The 19483-nt window shown below is 68.4% G+C and carries 17 protein-coding genes and 1 pseudogene; 11 read left to right on the top strand and 7 right to left on the bottom strand.

Annotated elements, in window-relative coordinates; translation table 11 throughout:
- Nucleotides 1–53: 53 nt before the first annotated feature.
- Complete coding sequence (locus A5709_RS01140) at nucleotides 54–1367, top strand: putative toxin (RefSeq protein WP_068117367.1); 1314 nt, start codon at nucleotides 54–56, stop codon at nucleotides 1365–1367.
- Nucleotides 1364–2002: a HEAT repeat domain-containing protein gene (locus A5709_RS01135; RefSeq protein WP_067950285.1), complete on the top strand. Its 639-nt coding sequence runs from the start codon at nucleotides 1364–1366 to the stop codon at nucleotides 2000–2002. The genes A5709_RS01140 and A5709_RS01135 overlap by 4 nt, the downstream gene beginning before the upstream one ends.
- Nucleotides 2003–2005: 3 nt before the next feature.
- Here the strand turns inward: A5709_RS01135 and A5709_RS01130 are convergent, their stop codons facing one another.
- Genes A5709_RS01130 through dnaK form a run of 4 tightly spaced genes read right to left on the bottom strand, consistent with a single transcriptional unit; the run spans nucleotide 2006 to nucleotide 6109 of the window.
- A complete protein-coding gene (locus A5709_RS01130; RefSeq protein ID WP_067950284.1) occupies nucleotides 2006–2389 on the bottom strand; it encodes a heat shock protein transcriptional repressor HspR in 384 nt (127 codons plus the stop codon).
- Nucleotides 2389–3567, bottom strand: a complete 1179-nt coding sequence (gene dnaJ, locus A5709_RS01125; protein WP_068117363.1) for a molecular chaperone DnaJ — start codon at nucleotides 3565–3567, stop codon at nucleotides 2389–2391. Before dnaJ ends, A5709_RS01130 begins: the two co-directional genes overlap by 1 nt.
- A 53-nt stretch (nucleotides 3568–3620) precedes the next feature.
- Nucleotides 3621–4253, bottom strand: coding sequence for a nucleotide exchange factor GrpE (grpE, locus tag A5709_RS01120; RefSeq protein ID WP_068012164.1), 633 nt, complete (start codon nucleotides 4251–4253; stop codon nucleotides 3621–3623).
- Nucleotides 4250–6109 (bottom strand): molecular chaperone DnaK, encoded by a 1860-nt coding sequence (dnaK, locus tag A5709_RS01115; protein WP_067950279.1) that lies wholly within the window; start codon nucleotides 6107–6109, stop codon nucleotides 4250–4252. Before dnaK ends, grpE begins: the two co-directional genes overlap by 4 nt.
- Nucleotides 6110–6347: 238 nt before the next feature.
- Between dnaK and A5709_RS01110 the strand changes: the two genes are divergently transcribed.
- On the top strand, nucleotides 6348–7796 hold the full coding sequence (locus A5709_RS01110) for an amino acid permease (RefSeq protein WP_067950324.1): 1449 nt from the start codon (nucleotides 6348–6350) through the stop codon (nucleotides 7794–7796).
- On the opposite strand, the gene A5709_RS01105 is transcribed toward A5709_RS01110, so the two are convergent.
- The gene (locus tag A5709_RS01105; RefSeq protein ID WP_068117360.1) at nucleotides 7793–8353 is read right to left on the bottom strand and encodes an NTP transferase domain-containing protein; all 561 of its coding nucleotides are present in this window, start codon (nucleotides 8351–8353) and stop codon (nucleotides 7793–7795) included. The genes A5709_RS01110 and A5709_RS01105 overlap by 4 nt on opposite strands.
- Nucleotides 8354–8423: 70 nt before the next feature.
- On the opposite strand from A5709_RS01105, the gene A5709_RS01100 reads away from it, so the two are divergent.
- The 4 genes from A5709_RS01100 (at nucleotide 8424) to A5709_RS01085 (ending at nucleotide 12820) form a co-directional block, all read left to right on the top strand.
- On the top strand, nucleotides 8424–10763 hold the full coding sequence (locus A5709_RS01100; RefSeq protein ID WP_068117356.1) for a xanthine dehydrogenase family protein molybdopterin-binding subunit: 2340 nt from the start codon (nucleotides 8424–8426) through the stop codon (nucleotides 10761–10763).
- Nucleotides 10760–11644: a xanthine dehydrogenase family protein subunit M gene (locus A5709_RS01095; RefSeq protein ID WP_068117354.1), complete on the top strand. Its 885-nt coding sequence runs from the start codon at nucleotides 10760–10762 to the stop codon at nucleotides 11642–11644. Before A5709_RS01100 ends, A5709_RS01095 begins: the two co-directional genes overlap by 4 nt.
- Entirely contained in the window at nucleotides 11637–12122 is a 486-nt protein-coding gene (locus A5709_RS01090; protein WP_067950271.1) for a (2Fe-2S)-binding protein, read from the top strand. The genes A5709_RS01095 and A5709_RS01090 overlap by 8 nt, the downstream gene beginning before the upstream one ends.
- 134 nt (nucleotides 12123–12256) lie before the next feature.
- Nucleotides 12257–12820, top strand: coding sequence for a hypothetical protein (locus A5709_RS01085; protein ID WP_369806026.1), 564 nt, complete (start codon nucleotides 12257–12259; stop codon nucleotides 12818–12820).
- 157 nt (nucleotides 12821–12977) lie between these two features.
- Here the strand turns inward: A5709_RS01085 and A5709_RS29185 are convergent, their stop codons facing one another.
- Nucleotides 12978–15062, bottom strand: coding sequence for a serine/threonine-protein kinase PknH/PknJ (locus tag A5709_RS29185; RefSeq protein ID WP_082973737.1), 2085 nt, complete (start codon nucleotides 15060–15062; stop codon nucleotides 12978–12980).
- Between the two features lie 163 nt (nucleotides 15063–15225).
- Nucleotides 15226–15756 carry a DUF488 family protein gene (locus tag A5709_RS01070; protein WP_068117420.1) on the bottom strand — a complete coding sequence of 177 codons (531 nt, stop codon included), beginning with the start codon at nucleotides 15754–15756 and terminating at the stop codon, nucleotides 15226–15228.
- Nucleotides 15757–15803: 47 nt separating this feature from the next.
- Here A5709_RS01070 and A5709_RS29180 point away from each other — a divergent pair.
- From A5709_RS29180 to A5709_RS01055, 4 genes and pseudogenes are all read left to right on the top strand, one after another.
- Nucleotides 15804–16532, top strand: a pseudogene (locus A5709_RS29180) (BadF/BadG/BcrA/BcrD ATPase family protein); the annotation flags it as partial.
- Nucleotides 16533–16646: 114 nt separating this feature from the next.
- Complete coding sequence (gene murQ, locus A5709_RS29175; RefSeq protein ID WP_369827221.1) at nucleotides 16647–17531, top strand: N-acetylmuramic acid 6-phosphate etherase; 885 nt, start codon at nucleotides 16647–16649, stop codon at nucleotides 17529–17531.
- A 46-nt stretch (nucleotides 17532–17577) separates the two neighbouring features.
- Nucleotides 17578–18099 (top strand): hypothetical protein, encoded by a 522-nt coding sequence (locus A5709_RS01060; protein WP_068117346.1) that lies wholly within the window; start codon nucleotides 17578–17580, stop codon nucleotides 18097–18099.
- A gap of 55 nt (nucleotides 18100–18154) precedes the next feature.
- Nucleotides 18155–19483 (top strand): Hsp70 family protein (locus A5709_RS01055; RefSeq protein ID WP_068117343.1); only part of this gene is annotated, 1329 nt, incomplete at its 3' end.

The raw sequence follows: 19483 nt of genomic DNA, 5'->3' as shown, positions 1-19483 counted from the left end.
GAAATCCCAGGCTGCCATAGAATCGGTTCACCGGTGTGAGAGCGGGGCGGGGAGTGACGGACGTCGATCCGGAATTGTTCTACGACGCGGCCGCTGCCTACAAGGAGAACAGCGACCACGCCGCCGCCGCGTTGCGCAAGCTTGCCGGGGTGCATGCGGCCAACGCCGCCGGCACCCACGGGGTGGGCCCGCAGTGGGCGACGGCCTTCGACGCCGCGGCCGACGAGGCCGGCCAGGTGGCCTTCCGGCTGGTCAACGTCTTCGACAACCTTGGCACCCTGCTGCGCCAGGACGGCATCAATCACGACGAGACCGAAGAGGCGTCCACCCTCAACCAGCGCGACGCCTTCGGCGCGCCGATCACCCCGCCGGGACAGTCCGCCGGCACCTACATCGACGCGGCGGTCGACGTCGGCTCCGTCGCCGGGGGCGGCGACCCCGAACCGCCGCACTGGGATTTGGTGCGCGGCCAGATCACCGACGGCTGGCCCGACGGGCACCCCGACCGGGTGCAGTCGGTCGGGTCCGCGTGGGAAACCTTTGGGCACGACTTGGTGCACGTCGACGATGAGCCAGGTCCGGAGGAGCAGCGGCTGATCGTCGACGTCCAGGCGGCCGAGATCGCCTTCGTGGTCGACCGGCTCAACGAGGCGCGCGGTGTCAGCACCGACATTGCCGGTGCGTGCGGGGATCTGTCGCGCGCGGCCAAGGACTACGGGGAGAAGCTCAAGTCGGTCAAGGACGACATGGCCTTCGTCGTGCGCCATCTCGACCTGATCGTCAAGATCCTCGACGGTTATCCGCCGCAACTGCACCTCATCACCGAGGCCATCAAGCGGACGTTCATCGCGACGGCGGTCACCCAGATCAACGGGCTCAACGCGGCGCTGAGGACCACGGCCACCGCCTCGATGACGGACCTGACGTCGGCCGCCACCGCCATGAACACCGCTTTGCCCGCGGTGAAGACGCTGCTCACTCTGGTGCCGCGACGGGTGGATCCGACTCCGGCGCAACGGGTCAACGACAACCGCCTCAAGGGGCGCCGCGCCGAACAGCTTGCCGGGATCGACCAAGACGCCAAGGTACCGATCCAGGTGACCGACCCGAAGACGGGTGCGCTCCGGACACGAATTCCGGATGAAATCGACCCGGTGAACCGGGTAGTGCGTGAGGTGAAGAATGTGCAGAAGCTGGACGCGACGCGGCAGATCCGGGACATGGCACAGTGGGCGCGGGACAACGGCTATACGTTGGTCATCGTGGTGGACAAGGGCCGCACCAATGTTGGCAGTGTGGAGGAGACTTTGCGAGGGGAATATCCGGGGCTGAGCATAGAGATCGACCGAAGCATAAACCTGTCATGAGCAAGTACGGCGACGACCCCGACACCTGGCCGGAATATTGGCGCGCGATGAAACAAGAGCTGGATGCGGCCGGCATACCGGAAGACACCGTCGTCGAATTGCTTAATTCGCCCAATGACTATCCGCAGGCGGTGCCCATCATGGTGGACTGGCTGCAACATCTGGACGAACGCATTCCGCCCGGTGACGAACGGCGTGGCTGGCGGGTCAGTCTGATCCGCAACCTAATCACCAAGCACGCCAAAGGCAATCGCGCCGCCATTGATGTTCTGTTTCACCAGTTCGCGATCGAACCGGCACTGTGCAACGAAGAGCTCGAAGCCGCCGGGTTCGCGCTGGCCAAAATCTGCGAGCGCTCCGACTTCCCGCGTATCGCCGCCCTGATTCGCTCCGAGCGGGACTTTCCCACCAAATCGGTGTTGGTGGAATGGCTAGGCCAAATCAAGACCGAGGAAGCCAAAAAGCTTGCGGTGAGCCAACTTCCCAACCCGGCAACCCGCATCCCGGCCATGAAGGCGCTGGTGCGCCAGCGCGCCACCGGTGTGCGCGACGCCGTCGCCGAATACCTCGACAACGAGCACGAGATCTTCCGCAAGGAAGCCCGCAAGACCCTCGACAAACTGCCCGAGGACTGAAGCCTAACGCCCCCTGCGCGGTTGCCACACCACCACGGCGGTGCTCTTGGGCACCACCGCCAGGTCGCGGCGCTGACCGGCGCGCACCTGCGCCAGTTCCTCGGTCAACTCCTTCACCCGCGCCTGCAGCGCCTCGACGTGATTGGTCAGTTCGATGATGCGCTTGATGCCGGCCAGGTTGACCCCCTCGTCCTGGGACAGCCGCTGCACTTCACGCAAGAGGTTGACGTCATGCTCCGAATAACGCCGTCCCCCACCGGAAGTGCGTTGCGGGCTGACCAGGCCGAGGCGATCGTAGGTACGCAGAGTCTGGGCGTGCATGCCGGCCAGCTCGGCGGCGACCGAGATCAGGAACGTCCGAGATTCGTCTCGTGAATTCTTGGCCATCAGCGATTACCTGCCCATCCCGCGCGTGGGTCAAACCCGCTGGCACGCTCGGCGGCCGCGTACGCCTCCAGCGCCTCAGCCGCGGCGCCCTCCAAGTTCGGCGGCACGGCGACCTTCACGGTGACGAGCAGATCCCCGTTGCCGCCGCTGCGCTTGGGGACACCGCGCCCGCGCACCCGCAGGATGCGGCCGTCGGAGGTCCCCTTCGGCACCCGGACGCCCACCTTGCCGTCCAGCGTGGGCACCGAAATGGTTGAGCCCAAAGCCAATTCGGTGAAGCTGACCGGAACGGTCACAGTGAGGTCGTCGCCGTCGCGGCCAAACACCTTGTCCGGCCGCACATGTACGGTCACGTACAGGTCGCCCGACGGCGCCCCGCGCAGCCCGGCCTCGCCCTGTCCCGGCAGCCTGATGCGCTGCCCGTCCTCGACGCCGGGCGGGATCCGCACGTTGATGGTGCGGGTGCGGGTGGTGACCCCGGTGCCCTTGCACTCGTCACAGGGGTGCTCGATGATCGAGCCGCTGCCCCGGCAATCGGTGCAGGGCTCGGAGAAGCCGAACGCGCCCTGGTTGCGGTTGATCACGCCGGAACCGTTGCAGGTCGGGCACACCTTAGGGCTGGTGCCCGGACGTGCGCCGCTGCCATGGCAGTTCGTGCACGGCGCCGGGCTGGTCAGCCGCAGCGGCATTGCCACGCCCTTGGCGGCCTCGACGAAATCCAGCTGCGTCTCGGTCTCCAGGTCGTTGCCGCGGCGCGGCCGGCTGGGACGGGCGCCGGCGCCGCGCCCGAACAAGCCGCCGAACAGGTCACCGATGTTGGCGCCACCGCTTCGGCCGGCGGCGTCGAACAGGTCGTTCAGGTTGAACTCGGCGCCGTCACCGCCAGCACCGAAGCCGCCGAAACCACCGGTGTCGAACCGGCGGCCGCCGAAGCCGCCGCCCGCGAACAGGCGGCGGGTCTCGTCGTACTCCTTGCGCTTCGCCGGATCCGACAACACGTTGTGCGCCTCAGACACCGCCTTGAAGCGTTCGCCGGCGGCCGGATTGTCGGGGTTGGCGTCCGGATGCAGGTCGCGCGCCAGCTTCCGGTACGCGCGTTTGATCTCTTCGGGACTGGCGTCAGAGGAGACGCCCAGCTCCTTGTAGAAGTCCTTTTCGACCCATTCTCGCTGGGCCATGTCGCGTCACCCCCTCCACCTTTGGAGTTCTGTTGTTGTGCTGATTGTGTGGTCTATTCACCGGATGCGCCGGGGTTATCGTCCGATTCGGCCGGCGGGGCCGCCGCGGCGCCCTCGTCCGGCACCGTGTCGACAACGCCGACCAGGGCGTGCCGCAGCACCTGCTCGCCGAGCTTGTAGCCCTGCCGCATGACCGTGCCGATCACCGGCTTGGAGCCGTCGCCGCCGTCGCCCTCGTGCTGCACGGCTTCGTGCAACACCGGGTCGAAGTCCTCGCCTTCCTCGCCGAACGCCACCAGACCGAGTCCGGTCAGAGCGCCGTCCAGCTTGTCGGCCACCGACTTCAGCGGGCCCGACTCCAGGTCACCGTGCTTGCGCGCCCGCTCGAGATCGTCGAGCACGCCCAGCAATTGGCTGACGACGGCGGCCTTGGCACGGTCCGCCGCGGCCTGCTGGTCGCGCAGCGCGCGCTTGCGGTAGTTGGCGAAGTCGGCCTGAACCCGTTGCAGGTCGCCCAGCAATTCGGCGGCCTTGCCGGCCTCCTCGGGGCTTTCGCCCGAGAACTCACCACCGGACGTGTCCCCTCCCGGCTCTGGGCCGGGAGGGGCGTGGCGCACCTCACCCGTTTCGGGGTCGATCCGCCGCTTGTCGGTGACCGTCACCGGTTCCTGATTGCCGTCCGTCACTTGGACTCCCGGTCATCGTCGACCACCTCCGCGTCCACGACGTCGTCAGCCGAGCCCGACGCTCCGCCGGCTGCACCGGCCTCCGCGCCGCCCGCGGCCTGGGTGGCCTCGTAGATCGCCTGTCCGAGCGCCTGGGACTCCTGGCCCAGCTTCTCCATCGCCGCCTTGATCGCGCCGATGTCGGTGCCGCCCAGGGCCGTCTTCGCCTCGGCGATGGCGGCGTCGACCTTGGACAGCGTCTCCTCGGGAACCTTCGACCCGCCCTCGGCCTCGCGCTGATCCTTGACGAACTTCTCCGTCTGGTAGACCAGCGACTCGGCCTGGTTGCGGACGTCGGCCTCCTCGCGACGCTGGCGGTCCTCCTCGGCGTGCGCCTCGGCGTCCTTGATCATCCGGTCGATCTCCTCCTTGGACAGGCCGGAGCCCTCCTGGATTTTGATCGTGTTCTCCTTGCCGGTGCCCTTGTCCTTGGCCGTGACGTGCACGATGCCGTTGGCGTCGATGTCGAAGGTGACCTCGATCTGCGGGACGCCGCGCGGAGCCGGCGGGATGCCGGTCAGCTCGAAGGAGCCGAGCAGCTTGTTGTGCGAAGCGATTTCGCGCTCACCCTGATAGACCTGGATCTGCACCGACGGCTGGTTGTCGTCGGCCGTAGTGAAGGTCTCCGACCGCTTGGTGGGGATCGTGGTGTTGCGCTCGATGAGCTTGGTCATCACGCCACCCTTGGTCTCGATGCCCAGGCTCAGCGGCGTAACGTCAAGCAGCAGAACATCTTTCACCTCACCCTTCAAAACACCGGCCTGAAGAGCCGCTCCCACCGCGACAACTTCGTCGGGGTTGACGCCCTTGTTGGGCTCCTTGCCGCCGGTCATCTCCTTGACCAGGTCGGACACCGCGGGCATGCGGGTGGAACCACCCACCAGGACCACGTGGTCGATCTCGGACACCGAGATGCCGGCGTCCTTGATCACCGACTGGAAGGGCTGTCGGGTGCGGTCCAGCAGATCCTGGGTGATGCGCTGGAATTCGGCGCGGGTCAGCTGCTCGTCGAGGAACAGCGGGTTCTTGTCCGCGTCGACGGTGATGTATGGCAGGTTGATCGAGGTGCTCTGCGAACTCGAGAGCTCGATCTTGGCCTTCTCGGCCGCCTCACGCAGCCGCTGCATCGCCATCTTGTCCTTGGTCAGGTCGATGCCGCTGGTGCCCTTGAACTTGTCGACGAGCCAGTTGACGATCCGGTCGTCCCAGTCGTCCCCGCCGAGGTGGTTGTCACCACTGGTGGCGCGGACCTCGACCACGCCCTCACCGATCTCGAGCAACGAGACGTCGAACGTGCCGCCGCCGAGGTCGAAGACCAGGATGGTCTGTTCCTTCTCGCCCTTGTCCAAGCCGTAGGCCAGCGCGGCCGCGGTGGGCTCGTTGACGATGCGCAGCACGTTCAGACCGGCGATCTGGCCGGCCTCCTTGGTCGCCTGGCGCTGGGCGTCGTTGAAGTACGCCGGCACGGTGATGACGGCGTCGGTGATGTCCTCACCGAGGTACGCCTCCGCGTCGCGCTTCAGCTTCATCAGCACACGCGCGCTGATCTCCTGCGCGGTGTATTTCTTGTCATCGATCTCGATGGACCAGTCGGTGCCCATGTGCCGCTTGACCGAACGGATGGTGCGGTCGACGTTCGTCACCGCCTGGTTCTTGGCGGGCTGGCCGACGAGCACTTCGCCGTTGCGCGCGAACGCGACGATGGACGGCGTCGTCCGAGAGCCCTCGGAGTTGGCGACGACGACGGGGTCACCGCCCTCGAGAACTGCGACGACGGAGTTGGTGGTCCCGAGGTCGATACCGACCGCACGAGCCATAGTGATTCCTCCTGATTGAGTAGAGCCTTCTTGGTGCCACTATGCTGAGTGAACCCCGCTCAAGACTGCTCTCGGCGGTACCGGGGTGTCAACCCAGCATTGAGTCTGGTTCGCTCAACTTGTTGATCATGCTAACGGCGCACGCCGCCGTCTTGTTCCCGGGGCCCCGCGCGGCGAGCCCGCCAGCCCGCCGATGGGTTAACCTGAGCTTCCCTGGAGCCACCCCGGCAGGAGCTTGATGGCACAGCTCGACAGCGCCGCCGCGCGGCTCACCCGCGAAGACGCGGGCTATCACAAGGGGCTCACCAACCGTCAGGTACAGATGATCGGCCTGGGCGGGGCCATCGGAACGGGCCTCTTCCTGGGCGCCGGCGGAAGGCTCGCGTCGGCGGGGCCGGGGCTGTTCCTGGTGTACGGAATCTGCGGCATCTTCGTGTTCCTCATCCTGCGCGCGCTCGGCGAGCTCGTGCTCTACCGCCCGTCGTCGGGATCCTTCGTCTCCTATGCCCGCGAATTCTTCGGCGAGAAGGCCGCATTCGCCGCGGGCTGGCTGTACTTCGTCAACTGGGCGATGACCGGGATCGTGGACACCACCGCGATCGCGCACTACTGCCACTACTGGACGACGTTCCAGGCCGTCCCGCAGTGGACGCTGGCGTTGATCGCGTTGGTCATGGTGCTGGCGATGAACCTGATCTCGGTCAAGCTGTTCGGCGAGCTCGAATTCTGGGCCTCACTGATCAAGGTGCTCGCGCTGGTGACGTTCCTGGTCATCGGCACCGTCTTCCTGATCGGCCGATTCAAGGTCGACGGTCACGACCCCGGCGTGGCGCTCTGGGACAGCCATGGCGGACTCCTGCCGGCCGGCCTGCTGCCCCTGGTGCTCGTCACCTCAGGGGTGGTGTTCGCCTACGCCGCCGTCGAACTCGTCGGCATCGCCGCCGGCGAGACCGCGAATCCGCACAAGATCATGCCGCGCGCGATCAACTCCGTGGTGTTTCGCATCGCCGTCTTCTATATCGGGTCGACGGTCCTGCTGGCGCTGCTGCTGCCCCACACCGCCTACCGGGACCACGTGAGCCCGTTCGTCACGTTCTTCTCCAAGGTGGGCTTCGGCGGGGCGGGCAGCGTGATGAACCTCGTCGTGCTCACCGCGGCGCTGTCCAGCCTGAACGCCGGGCTGTACTCCACCGGCCGCATCCTGCGGTCGATGGCGATGAACGGCAGCGGCCCTAAGTTCACCGCACCGATGACCAAGAACGGCGTGCCGTACGGCGGGATCCTGCTCACCGCCGTCGTCGGCCTCCTGGGCATCGTGCTCAACGCCGTCAAACCGAGCCAGGCGTTCGAAATCGTGCTCCACATCGCCGCGGTGGGCGTCGTGGTGGCCTGGGGCACGATCGTGGCCAGTCAGCTGCGGTTCTACCGGCTGTCCCGCGCCGGGACGGTGCAACGGCCGCAGTTCCGGATGCCGCTGGCGCCCTACAGCGGCTACCTCACGCTGGCCTTCCTGGCCGGCGTACTGGTCCTGATGTTGTTGGACAAGGTCCAGGGCCCGTGGTTGCTCGGCGCGATGGCCGTCGGCATCCCGGGGCTGATCGGCGGCTGGTATCTGGTCCGCCATCGGGTGCGGGCCGCCGCCCAAGACGCCGCGCTGCCGGCCGCCGACCCAACCGCGGCGGCCTAGGGCTCGTCGATGTCCTGACCGCCGGCGAGGTCCGCGCAGTCGACGACCTCGACGTCGTCCCGGGTGCGCAGGTACGCCCCGGCGCCGCGGTCGCCGGAGATGCGGGCGAGGACGTCGGGCCAGTGCCGGCGCGCGATCACCACCGGATGGCCCGGGCGGCCACCGAACACCGCGCGCGCCAGGCCGGCGGGGGACGCGATGGCGCGGCCGAGCACCCGCGCCACCACGGCGGGACCGACGTCGGGGGTGTCGACGACGTGCAGCACGGCGTACTCCGCGCCCATGCGGCCGGCCTGCTCGAGGCCGGTGCGCACCGAGGCGCTCAAGCCGTCCTGCCACCGCGCCGCGGTGACCGCGACCGCCCCGGCCGGGGCGGGGACCTGCGCGGCGCCCAGCACGACGACGACGCCGGCGCAGCCCCCGGCGCGCAGGGCGTCGACCGCGATGTCCAGCCAGCCCTCGACCAACACCTTCGGCTTGCCGTAGCGCCGCCCGGCGCCCGCCGCCAGCAGGACTCCGACGCTGTGTGGTGGACGGGTCGACTCCGGTAACCCCACTCTCCTATGATGACATTGCACTTCTCCCAAAGCGATAACTTCGCTATGCACCGGCATCGGATGGAGAGTCATGAGTCAGGACGTACAAGGGCACGCCGTCGCCCCGGCGCCCCGGTACGCCGGTACCCGCGTCCAGCGGGTGGAAGACGGCCGGCTGCTGACCGGCCGCGGCAGCTTCGTCGACGACATCTCGCGGCCGGGCATGCTGCACGCCTGCTTCGTGCGCAGCCCGTTCGCGCGGGCGCGCATCAACGGCATCGACGCCTCGGCCGCACTGGCGCTGCCCGGCGTGCGCGCGGTGTTCACCGCCGACGACCTCAACCCGGACGTGAAAGAGGCGTGGCACGCGGTCGCCGGCAAGGACATGCCGGACACCCCGCGACCGCCCCTGGCCGAGGGCGAGGCCAAGTTCGTCGGCGACCCCGTCGCGCTCATCGTCGCCGAGAGCCGCTATGTCGCCGAGGACGCGCTGGAGCTCGTCGACGTGGACTACGAGCCGCTGCCCGCGGTCAGCGACTTCACCCGGGCCCAGGACTCCGACGTGCTGGTGCACGAGGCCTACCCGAACAACGTCGCCGGCGGGATGGGCGGCGCCCCGCCGGACGAAGAGCTGTTCGCCAACGCGCCGTGCGTCGTCAAAGAGCACATCTATCAGCAGATCTACGCGCCCGTGCCGATCGAGACCCGCGGCCTGGTCGTCGAATGGACCGCCGCCACAGGCGAACTCACGATGTGGGCGTCCACCCAGACCCCACACGAACTGCGGGCGTTCTGCGCGCGCCTGTTAGGCATTGCGGCACAACGTGTTCGGGTCATCATGCGCGACACCGGCGGCGGCTTCGGCCAGAAGGTGGTCCCGATGCGCGAGGACATGTGCATCATGCTGGCCGCGCGCAAGGTGCCTGCGGCGCTGAAGTGGATCGAGGACCGGCGCGAGAACCTGATGTCGGCCGGGCAGGCCCGCCACGTCGACGGCACCGCCCGCATGGCCTTCGACGCCGCGGGCAACATCGCGGCCGCGGACATCGACTTCGTCCAGGACATCGGCGCCTACCCGACGCCGTATCCGGTACTGACCACGGCCGCCATCGGGATGTTCTTCCCGGGCCCCTACCGCGTGCCCAAGGCCAGCTTCAACTACAAGACGGTGTTCTCCCACACCAGCGGCCTGGCCGCCTACCGCGGACCGTGGCAGTACGAGACGCTGGCGCGCGAGATCCTGCTCGACATCGCCGCCCGCAGGATGAACGTCGACCCGGTGGAGCTGCGCCGCCGAAACCTGTTGCGACGCGACGAGATGCCGTACGTCAACCCCAACGGCATGCCGTACGACCACGTCGCCCCGATCGAGACCTTCGAGCAGGCGGTGAAAATCCTTGACCACGAAGGGTTTCGCAAAGAGCAGGCCGAGGCGCTGGCGCGAGGCCGCTACCTGGGCCTCGGCTTCTCGGCCTACATCGAGCCGACCGGCGCGGCGACCGGCCACCTGGCCACCGAAGGCGCCACCATCCGCATGGAGCCGACCGGCAAGATCAACGTGTACGTCAACGGCGGCTCGAGCGGGAACAGCATCGAGACCACCGTCGTCCAGTTGACCGCCGACGCGCTCGGCGCCGACATCGACGACGTGGCCACCATCCAGGGCGACACCGCCGTCACCCCCTATGGGGCCGGCACGCAGGGCAGCCGCAGCGCGCCGATGACCGCGGGGGCGGTCAGCGAGGCGGGGGCCATCCTGCGCGAGAAGATCGTGGCGCTGGCCGCGCACCACCTCAAGGCCGCGGAATCGGAAGTGGAGCTTGCGTTTTCGGTGGCCAGTGTGCGCGGTGCCCCGGACAAGTCGGTGTCGTTCGGCGAGCTGGCCTACGTGGCGTACTACTCGCCGCAGCAACTGCCGCCGGGAATGTCGGCCAACCTCGAGGCGACCGCCCGGTTCAACTCGACCAATCCCATCCACTGGTCCAACGCGACCCACGCCTGCACCTGCGAGGTGGACGTGGCGACCGGCAAGGTGACGCTGCTGCGCTACGTCGTCAGCGAGGACGTCGGGCCGATGATCAACCCGTCGGTCGTCGAGGGCCAGATCGCCGGGGGGACGGTGCAGGGCATCGGTGGCGCCCTGATGGAGGACATGGTCTACGACGACGACGGCAACCCGCTGGCAACGACTTTCGTCGACTACCTGCTGCCCACGGCCACCGAGGTGCCGCCCATCGAGTTCGGCCACGTCGAGATTCCCGGGCCCGGGCCCGGCGGCTACAAGGGCGCCGGCGAGGGCGGGGCCATCGGCTCGACCCCGGCGGTGATCAACGCCATCAACGACGCGCTGGCACCGCTGGGCGTGACCGTCACACGGCTGCCGGCCAGCCCGGCGTCCATCGCCGCGCTCCTCGAGGAGGCGCAGCGGTGAAACCGTCCGCGTTCGAATACCACCGCCCCGACACCATCGACGACGCCGTGGGCCTGCTGGCCGAGTTGGGCGACGACGCGAAGATACTGGCGGGCGGGCAGAGCCTGGTGCCGATGCTGGCGATGCGACTGGCCTACTTCGACCATCTGATCGACATCTCCCGGCTGCCCGAGCTGCAGGGCATCGAGCGCCGGGGCGCGGAACTGTGGATCGGCGCGGGCACCACCGAGGCCACCGTCGGCGCCGATGAGCAAGTGCGCCAAGCGGTTCCGCTGTTGACCCGGGTGACGCCGTTCGTCGGGCATTTCCAGATCCGCAACCGGGGCACCCTCGGCGGGTCGATCGCCCACGCCGACGCCGCCGGCGAATACCCGGCGGTCGCCCTGACCCTGGACGCGGTGATGGAGGTCGCCTCGCCGCGCGGGCGCCGCGAGATCGCGGCCGCCGACTTCTTCGCCGGGGTATGGGAGACCACCATGGAATCCGACGAGGTGCTGACCGGGGTGCGGTTCCCCGTGTGGGACGGCAGGTCCGGCTTCGCCGTCGAGGAATTCTCGCGCCGCCACGGCGATTTCGCGATCGCCGGCGCCCTGGTCGCCGTCCAGCTCGACGATCGCGACCGGTTGACGCGCTGCGCGATCGGGCTGCTGGGCATGGGGTCCACCGTCCGGCGCGCGACGGCGGCCGAGGCCGCCGCTGTGGGCAGGCCGGTCGGCGAGCTGGTCCCCGAGGAGATCGGCGAGGCCGCGATGAGCGGGCTCGACGACATTCCCAACGACCTGCAAGGGTCGGCGTCCTACCGGTTGAAGGTCGGTGCCACCATGGCCACCCGCGCGTGGACACAAGCGATAGCCGAAGCCCTGGGGGCAAGCGATGCGTGAACACCCAATCGAACTGTCCGTCAACGGAACTCCGATCACGGCCGCGGTGGAACCGCGGATGACGCTGGCGGACTTCCTACGGGAAAAGTGCGGGCTCACCGGCACCCACCTGGGCTGCGAGCACGGAGCGTGCGGGGCGTGCACGGTGCTGCTGGACGGCGAGGCCGTGCGCTCTTGCCTGATGTTCGCGGTGCAGGCCGACGGGTCCGAGGTGACCACGGTCGAAGGCATCGCCGCACCGGACGGCACCCTGTCGCCCGTGCAGTCGGCGCTGCGGGAGTGCCACGGGCTGCAATGCGGCTTCTGCACCCCGGGTTTCGTGATGTCGCTGACCGCGCTGCTGCGCGACAACCCCGACCCAAGTGACCATGAGATCCGGGAAGGCCTGTCGGGCAACTTCTGCCGGTGCACCGGCTACCAGGGCATCGTCGCGGCCGCCCGCCGCGCCGCCGAGACGCAATCGGTCACACAGCGGTAAAGCTTCACCATCGGGGCCGCATCGATACGTGCGCGGTTACCCGGGGTTTCGTCACTTCGCGCGTAATCTGATTTCCCGATATTGCTGATAATCGGGAGTGGCGCGTGCGGTTTTCGCGAAGGGCTCGGTGGAGCCTGGCCGGTGGATCCTTGCTGATCGCGCCGGTGCTGGTCAGTCCCGTGCTGATCGACGCCTGTTCGTCCACCATCGCGGGCCGGCCCGTCGCCGCGCCGGGCGCGGGGCCGGTCGAGCCCACGTTCCCCACCCCCAGGCCCAGCACGTCGTCGCCGGCGCCCACCGCCAGCCCGGCCCCCGGCCTGCCGACGACGCCGGCCAACCCGACCACGCCGGCCGGCGCCATCCCGCTGCCGCCCGACCAGAACGGTTACGTGTTCATCGAAACCAAGTCGGGCACCACGCGCTGCCAGATCAACAAGACCACCGTCGGCTGCGAGGCGCCGTTCACCAACTCCCCCATGCAGGACGGCGAGCACGCCAACGGCGTCAGTGTGGACTCCGGCGGCAAGGTCCAGTGGGTGCTCGGCAACCTGGGCGCCATCCCGACCGTCCAGATCGACTACAAGACCTACAACGCCGCCGGCTGGACGATCAACGCCACCGCCGACGGCACCCGTTTCACCAACGACCGCACCGGACACGGCATGTTCGTCAGCGTCGACAGGGTCAACACGTTCTAAAGGCAGGTCGCAGGGTTATTTGCGAGCTGGGACCATAGTCGGACCGCAGCAGCGACTTGATAGCTGCTCCAGGTACGGTCGTGCTACCCGCCGCGCCGACCTAGTAGCAATTTGGCGTTGATGGGGCCGACACGCGATCGCTTTAGCAGCTGGTCTGTCAGACCTTCACCTTGTTGAGCATCGCATTCGCGAGCGGTGCAGCGGTGGGCGACGCCCATGCCGGATTGACCGGTTGCTGCCAGTTGAAATTGGGCACCGACGGCTCTTCGCATGTTCGGGCTTCCACAACGACGTTCGCACGTACGCCTAGCGCCTGCTGGCAGGCATGCAGCCCGTTCAATCCGCCCCAAGATGCCATGGAGATGGTGATCAGGTCGCCTTCGTGGGTCACATCCCCCAAGTGGAATCCGCGCCCGTTTTCATAGCCGAGCGTCACGTCGACCTCGGTACCGCTGCACGTATTCCAGCGAGCCGTCGCAGACTTCAAAACCTGTTGCGCCTCCTCGGCAGAGGAAAAAACTACAGCGGTTTGTTCGAGGTAATAGGTTGCTGCGTTGCTACCGCCGCTTCCGTACTGGTCTCCAAATATTTGGACCTTGATCGCAGCTGGATCTGCGGTTGCGTAGACATCATGTTCGCCAGTGAAGGCCACACCGACACATGATTGGGGTTTGACCTGTCCGGAATGATCGCCCATCCCGTACGACGAGGACTTGATTGCCAACGCGCTGCCTCCGCCGCCCCCGGCCGGATTGTTGGTGACGGTGACTCCCAGCACCTTGGTCAGCTCGTCAGATGTCAGCAATACTTGATCGATCGCCTTTGGCGAGAACGGCTGTTGCGGTGGCGAAGTCGGTAACTCATTAACTGAGCCGACCCGCCCACTCTCGTCGAGTTGCATCACACCATTCACCAACGCCATTTTGAGCCAACGGTTTTCGGTGTCGGAGGTGCCATTGCGCCGCACATACTGCAGCTGAGCAACCACGCTCGTGGCGTCCCGGGGACTAACCGAAAGGACGGTCACCGATTGGATTGTCGCCCAGAAATCCAAAAATTGGCGCTCTCCGGTTTGGTTCTGGCAATGATCGTCAAGTTTGGCCCAGGCGTCCTTCGGCCGAGCTGGAAGGTCAGCGTAATAGCTGGTGACAAAATCTCGCATGCTGTCGAAAGTGACTGATGGCACTGCCGGTGACGCGGTGCTGGTGGTGCTGTTCGCCGCTCGGTCATGCTGCGATGGCCACAGTAGGAACGCGGCCGCGCTGATTGACACAACCAAGACGGCAATGAGTGTCACCAGGGATAAAGGCCGAAGCCGCGATTGTCCAGCCGTTGGGTCGCTTGTGGGCGTTGCCCTCGGTGCTGATGCGGTGGAAGCCGATGTCGTGTGCCCACCAGCGGAACTGAACTGTTCGCTTAAGGCTCGCGCGAAATCAGAGCAACGTTTATACCGATCCTCTGGCTGCTTACTCAGAGCCTTGGCGAAAACTGGATCAAGCCGAGCAAGCTCTGGTCGGCTGTGAGCCAACGGTGGTGGTGACACGTTGAGGTGGCGACTAATGACCACCGCAGGGTTGGAGTTCGGAAACAGCTGAGAGCCAGTCAGCAGATGGTAGGCAGTGGCTGCCAACGAGTACTGGTCGGCGCGACCGTCAATGTTTTCGCCCAATAGTTGCTCGGGAGCGCAGTAGGCCACCGTGCCCACAGTCATGTTGGTCTTGGTCAGCCCGCTGATGTCGTGGACATTGCGCGCTATTCCGAAGTCCGTCAAAAGGATGCGATGCTCGGCCTCGTCGTCGGGATGGGTCATCATGACGTTGGCCGGCTTGATATCTCGGTGAAGGAGGCCTTGTTTGTGGGCGTAGTCCAGCGCGCTGGCGACCGCCGTGACGACGCGGACAACGTCCTCAATCGGCATTCCAGCGGGGTAACGGCCGGCCAGGAGACGGCCCAGATCCAGGCCGTCAACGAAGTCCATCGACATCCACAGTTGGCCGTCGTCTTCGCCACGATCGTGCACGCTCACGATGTTCGGGTGCCAGAGGGTAGCCGCCAGTTCAGCTTCCCGGAGGAAGCGGGCGCGGTAGTCGGCATCGGCAGACACACCCGCCGAGAGCACCTTCAGTGCATCTTTACGCGGCAGTCGCGGGTGTTGCGCCAAGTAAACCTCGCCCATCCCCCCAGAGCCCAGCAGGCGGACGATCGTGTAACCGGCAAAGATCTGACCATGCTCTAACGGCATCTTGTCAACGCTCGTAATTGAGAGCGTCCAGCGGAAACCCGCGTGCTCATGTGTCCCCCAGGCAAGTGAACCGCAACCCCTGCAAGACAGTAACCTCGACCAATCCTTGGCGGGGCCCTTTCGTACCACTTCGAACAGTCACCGGCAAAGCATTGACACCAACTCAGCCGTCCCATACCAGGTGGCCGTCGGTGCGGCGGCGAGCACCGTCGGCGGGGCGGTGCGGGCTGAGGCGACCGTCCGGCATGAGATGCCGCACCGGCACCGCGCGACCGAGCTCTGCGACGTCCGCGATCAGCCGCCGGTGGCAGCGCCACCAGACGCTCTCGCTGCACATCACCGCCGTGGTGCGCCGGGCGGCGTCGGCCAGGAGTTCGTCCAGCGCCGCGTCGAACTCGGGTGTCCGGGTGTATGCGGCGTACGCCCGGAATGCGGCCACCGTCCACCAGCTGTCCGGCTCGGGTTCTCCGGCCGCGACGTGACGCCGCCCGCCCAGGCGCGGCTCCCACCGGTAGTCGATGCCGTGTTGGGGCAGCCAGCTTTCCAAAGACTCCCGACGCACGTCCGGATTCGTCCGACTGGCCGGATATCGCCGCACGTCCACCACCAGCGCCACCCCGGCGCCGGCGAGCAACTCCGCCAGCCGCTCACGGTCGGCCGTCCCGTGCCCCACGGTCAGCAACGCCGGCTCCACCACACCAGTTTGCCCGGCAGTCGACACCCAGCCCGGGCCGATAAAGGATGGGTGCGGTGATCCTCGCCGTCGATTTGGGTAAGACGTCGTGCCGGGCTTCGGCATGCGGCCGTAGGGCGCAGGGGCCGGGCGCGCCGGGGCTCGCGGCGCCCGGCGGCGTGCGGGCCGCGGAGGCGGCGATCCTGAATGTCGCACGCCAGCTCGGCGCGGTCGACGAGGTGATCGTCGGCGCCGCCGGGGCGGAGGCGGCCCCGGATGCGGCGCGCACATTGGGCGACGCGCTGCTGACCTCGCTGCGGGCGGATCGCGTCGCGGTGACCAGCGACGCCGTGACCGCGCACGCCGGCGCCCTGAACGGACAGCCGGGCGTCGTGCTGATCGCGGGCACCGGCGTCGTGGCGCTCGCGATCGATGCGGATGGTCGGTGGCGGCGCGCCGACGGCTGGGGCCCCTGGCTGGGCGACGAGGGCGGCGGCGCGTGGATCGGCGCCGCCGGGCTGCGCGCGGCGCTGCGCGCGCACGACGGCCGCGGCCCGTCCACCATGCTGCTCGACGCCGCCCGCGCCCGCTTCGGCGCACCGCAGACCTGGCCCGCGCAGCTCACTGATGCCGCCGCGCTCGCGTCCTTCGCACCCGACGTGCTCGCCGCGCAAGGCGACGCCGCCGCGCTGGCGATCGTCGGCGCGGCCGCCGAGGCGCTCGCCGCGACCGCTCGCGCGGCCGGGGATGGACCGGTCGCGATGGTCGGCGGCCTGGCCGGGTACCAGGCGCTGCGGGAGAAGCTCGACCTCGTCCCCGCCGCCGGCGACGCGCTCGATGGGGCGCTGCGGCTGGGGGCGATCCACGAGCCGCACGTGATCCGCGTGGGGGCGGCACCGAAAACCATTGGCGTGCAAGGACTTGACGCGCTCGCCACCGAAGCCGTGCGGCCCGGCCTGGATGACCTCGACGCGCGGCCCATCGGGGAGGTCGTCGCGCTGCTCGTCACCGCCGAGGGCGAGGCGCACGCCGCAGTGGCGGCGGCGGTCCCGCGGATCGCGGCGGCGGCCGAGGCGATCGCCGCGCGGCTCGAGCACGGTGGTCGCCTGATCTACGCCGGCGCCGGAACGCCCGGGCGGCTCGGTGTGCTGGACGCGGCCGAGTGTGCGCCAACGTTCGGCACCGACCTCGTGCGCGGTGTCATCGCCGGTGGGCCGGCGGCGCTGACCGAGGCGATCGAGGGCGCCGAAGACACCTTCGAGCCAACCGATCTCGCCGACCTGACCGCCGCCGACGCGCTCGTCGGGATCACGGCGTCGGGCCGCACGCCGTACGTGCTCGGGGCGCTCGAGCACGCGCGCGCGGTGGGCGCGCTGACGGTCGCGATGGTCAACAACCCGAACAGCGCGGCGTCTGCCGACGTGGTGATCGAATTGCTCACCGGCCCTGAGGTTCTCGCCGGGTCCACCCGGCTGACCGCGGGCACGGCGCAGAAGGTCGTGCTCAACGCGCTCTCGACGAGCGTCATGATCGCGCTCGGCAAGGCGTACGGACCGCGGATGGTCGATGTGCGCGCGACCAACGCGAAGCTGCGCCGGCGCGCGGTGCGCATCGTGCGCGACGCGGCTGGCGCCGACGAGGAGACCGCGGCCGCCGCGCTGGCCGCCGCGGGCGGTCATGCCAAGACCGCGATCGTCGCGTTGCTCGCGGGCATCGACGCAGCCGAGGCCGCTGTCCGGCTCGACCGGGCGCGGGGGCGCGTGCGGGCCGCGCTGGGCAGCGTCAACACGTTCTGAAGGCGCGCTCAGGAGGCTGGCAGGTGGTGTCAGTACCATCGGTGCCGTGGCACGCAACGGCCCACCCGACGACTTCCACGAACAGGCGACCCGCCATGCCGACTACGGCGTCGCTGAGCCGCCGACCACCGGCGAACCCCCCGCGAACCCGCCCGAGGGATTCGAGCAGCCCGAGGCGTTCGACAACCTGGAGGCCGAACCCACTCCGTGGTACCGCAAGCCCCCGCTGCTGATCGCCTGGCTGGTGTTCGTCGCGATCCTGATCGCCCTGATCGTCTACGGCATCACCGAGCTGCTGCAGGGTGGGCAAGGCACCAGCCCGTCCCCGAGCACCAGCAGCACGAGCACGACGACCACCACCACCACGACCGCTCCGACGACCACCACCACCACGACGCCGACCACCAGCAGCGCCGTCGAGGCGCCGGCCCAGCAGCCGACGCAGCAGCCCACGCGTCAGCCGAGTCAGCAGGAGCCGACGCACAAGCATCACCTGCCGCAGGTGCCCTCGGTGATCACGATTCCGGGGGTGCCCACGGCGATCACGGTCCCGCCCGGCCTGCGCTGACCGTCTCGGCCGCTATGGTGAGGACCACCGGGCGATCGGAAGTGGGGTGCGGGGCATGAGCGAGTCGCTCGGGCTGTCGATTGGGGCGGCCAACCTGGTGGCTGCCCGCGCGGGCAGGCCGCCGGTGGTCCGCAGCGCCGTATTGACGCTCTTCGAACGCCGGCCAACCGAAGTCGGCTTGCCGGAAGAGAACCCGAATCTGACCGAAAACGGGATGGTGCTGCGCGGATTCGTCGAGCGCGTCGGCGACCGGTCCCCACTGGTGGCGGCCGATGGAACGAAGTACCTCGGGGAGGTGCTGACGGTCGAAGCGATCGAAGCCATGGCGCGCACCGTCGGCTACGGCTCCCCGATCACCATTGCCGTGCCCGCGTACTGGTCCGACGCCCAGTTCACCGCGTTGCGTGAGGAATTCTTCGCCCAGCCGGACCTTGCCCGCGGCGGTGTGGCGCCGGTGCTCGTGTCCGACGCCACCGCCGCGCTCGCGGGGCTCCGTGGCAGACCGGGGTTCCCGACCGCCGGCGTCGTCGCGCTGTGCGATTTCGGAGCCAGCGGCACCAGCGTCACCCTGATGGACGCCGGATCCGGCTTCACCCGCGTCGGCACGACGGCGCGATCGGCGGATTTCTCCGGCGATGCGATCGATCAGCTCGTCCTGGGTCGCCTGCGGGCCTCTGACGACACCATGGCCGACCTGGGCAGCACCGTGCGGATCGGCTCGCAAAGCCGCCTGCTCGGCGAATGCCGGCGCGCCAAGGAACAACTGTCGACCGCTTCGACGGCCTCGATCGCGATGGCTCCGGGTGCGAACGCGCAGCTGTCGCGCGCCGAGCTGGAGCAGCTGATCGCCGAACCGCTGGACCGGTTCCTGGGCACCGTCGAAGAAGTGTTGCGCCGCAACGGGATTGCAAGGGACAGGCTCGCTGCCGTAGCGGCGGTGGGCGGAGGTGCCGGCATCCCGCTAATCGCCGCGCGGCTGTCGGAGCGTTTTCAGGTGCCGGTGCACACCCCACCGCAGCCCGCGGTCAGCGCCGCCATTGGAGCGGCCGTGCTCGGTGACCAGCAGGCGGCGGGCGGCGCCCCGACCGCCATGGGCGCCGTGGTGGAGACGCCGACCGAGATGGTCGGCACAGCCGGCATCGACATGACCCAGGCCGCGGCGGCCGCCCAGGCCACCGATGTGGACGGCGCCCTGGCCTGGTCCCAGGACGCCGACGGCGACGAGCCGGTGCCCTACACCGGGCGCGACGCCACGGGCGAGTACTCCCGGGAGGCAACGGATTCCGGCTACGGAGCCGGCGATCGCTACGCCGCCGAAGAGGGCCCGCTGCCCTGGTACAAACGCACCGCGCTGGTCCTGTTGGTGGCGGGGGCGGCCGCGGCG

The sequence above is a fragment of the Mycobacterium sp. E1386 genome (assembly GCF_001672745.1).
Lineage (GTDB): Bacteria > Actinomycetota > Actinomycetes > Mycobacteriales > Mycobacteriaceae > Mycobacterium.
Note: the sequence above shows the minus strand (reverse complement) of the source record. Positions and strands in the feature narration are given on the sequence as shown.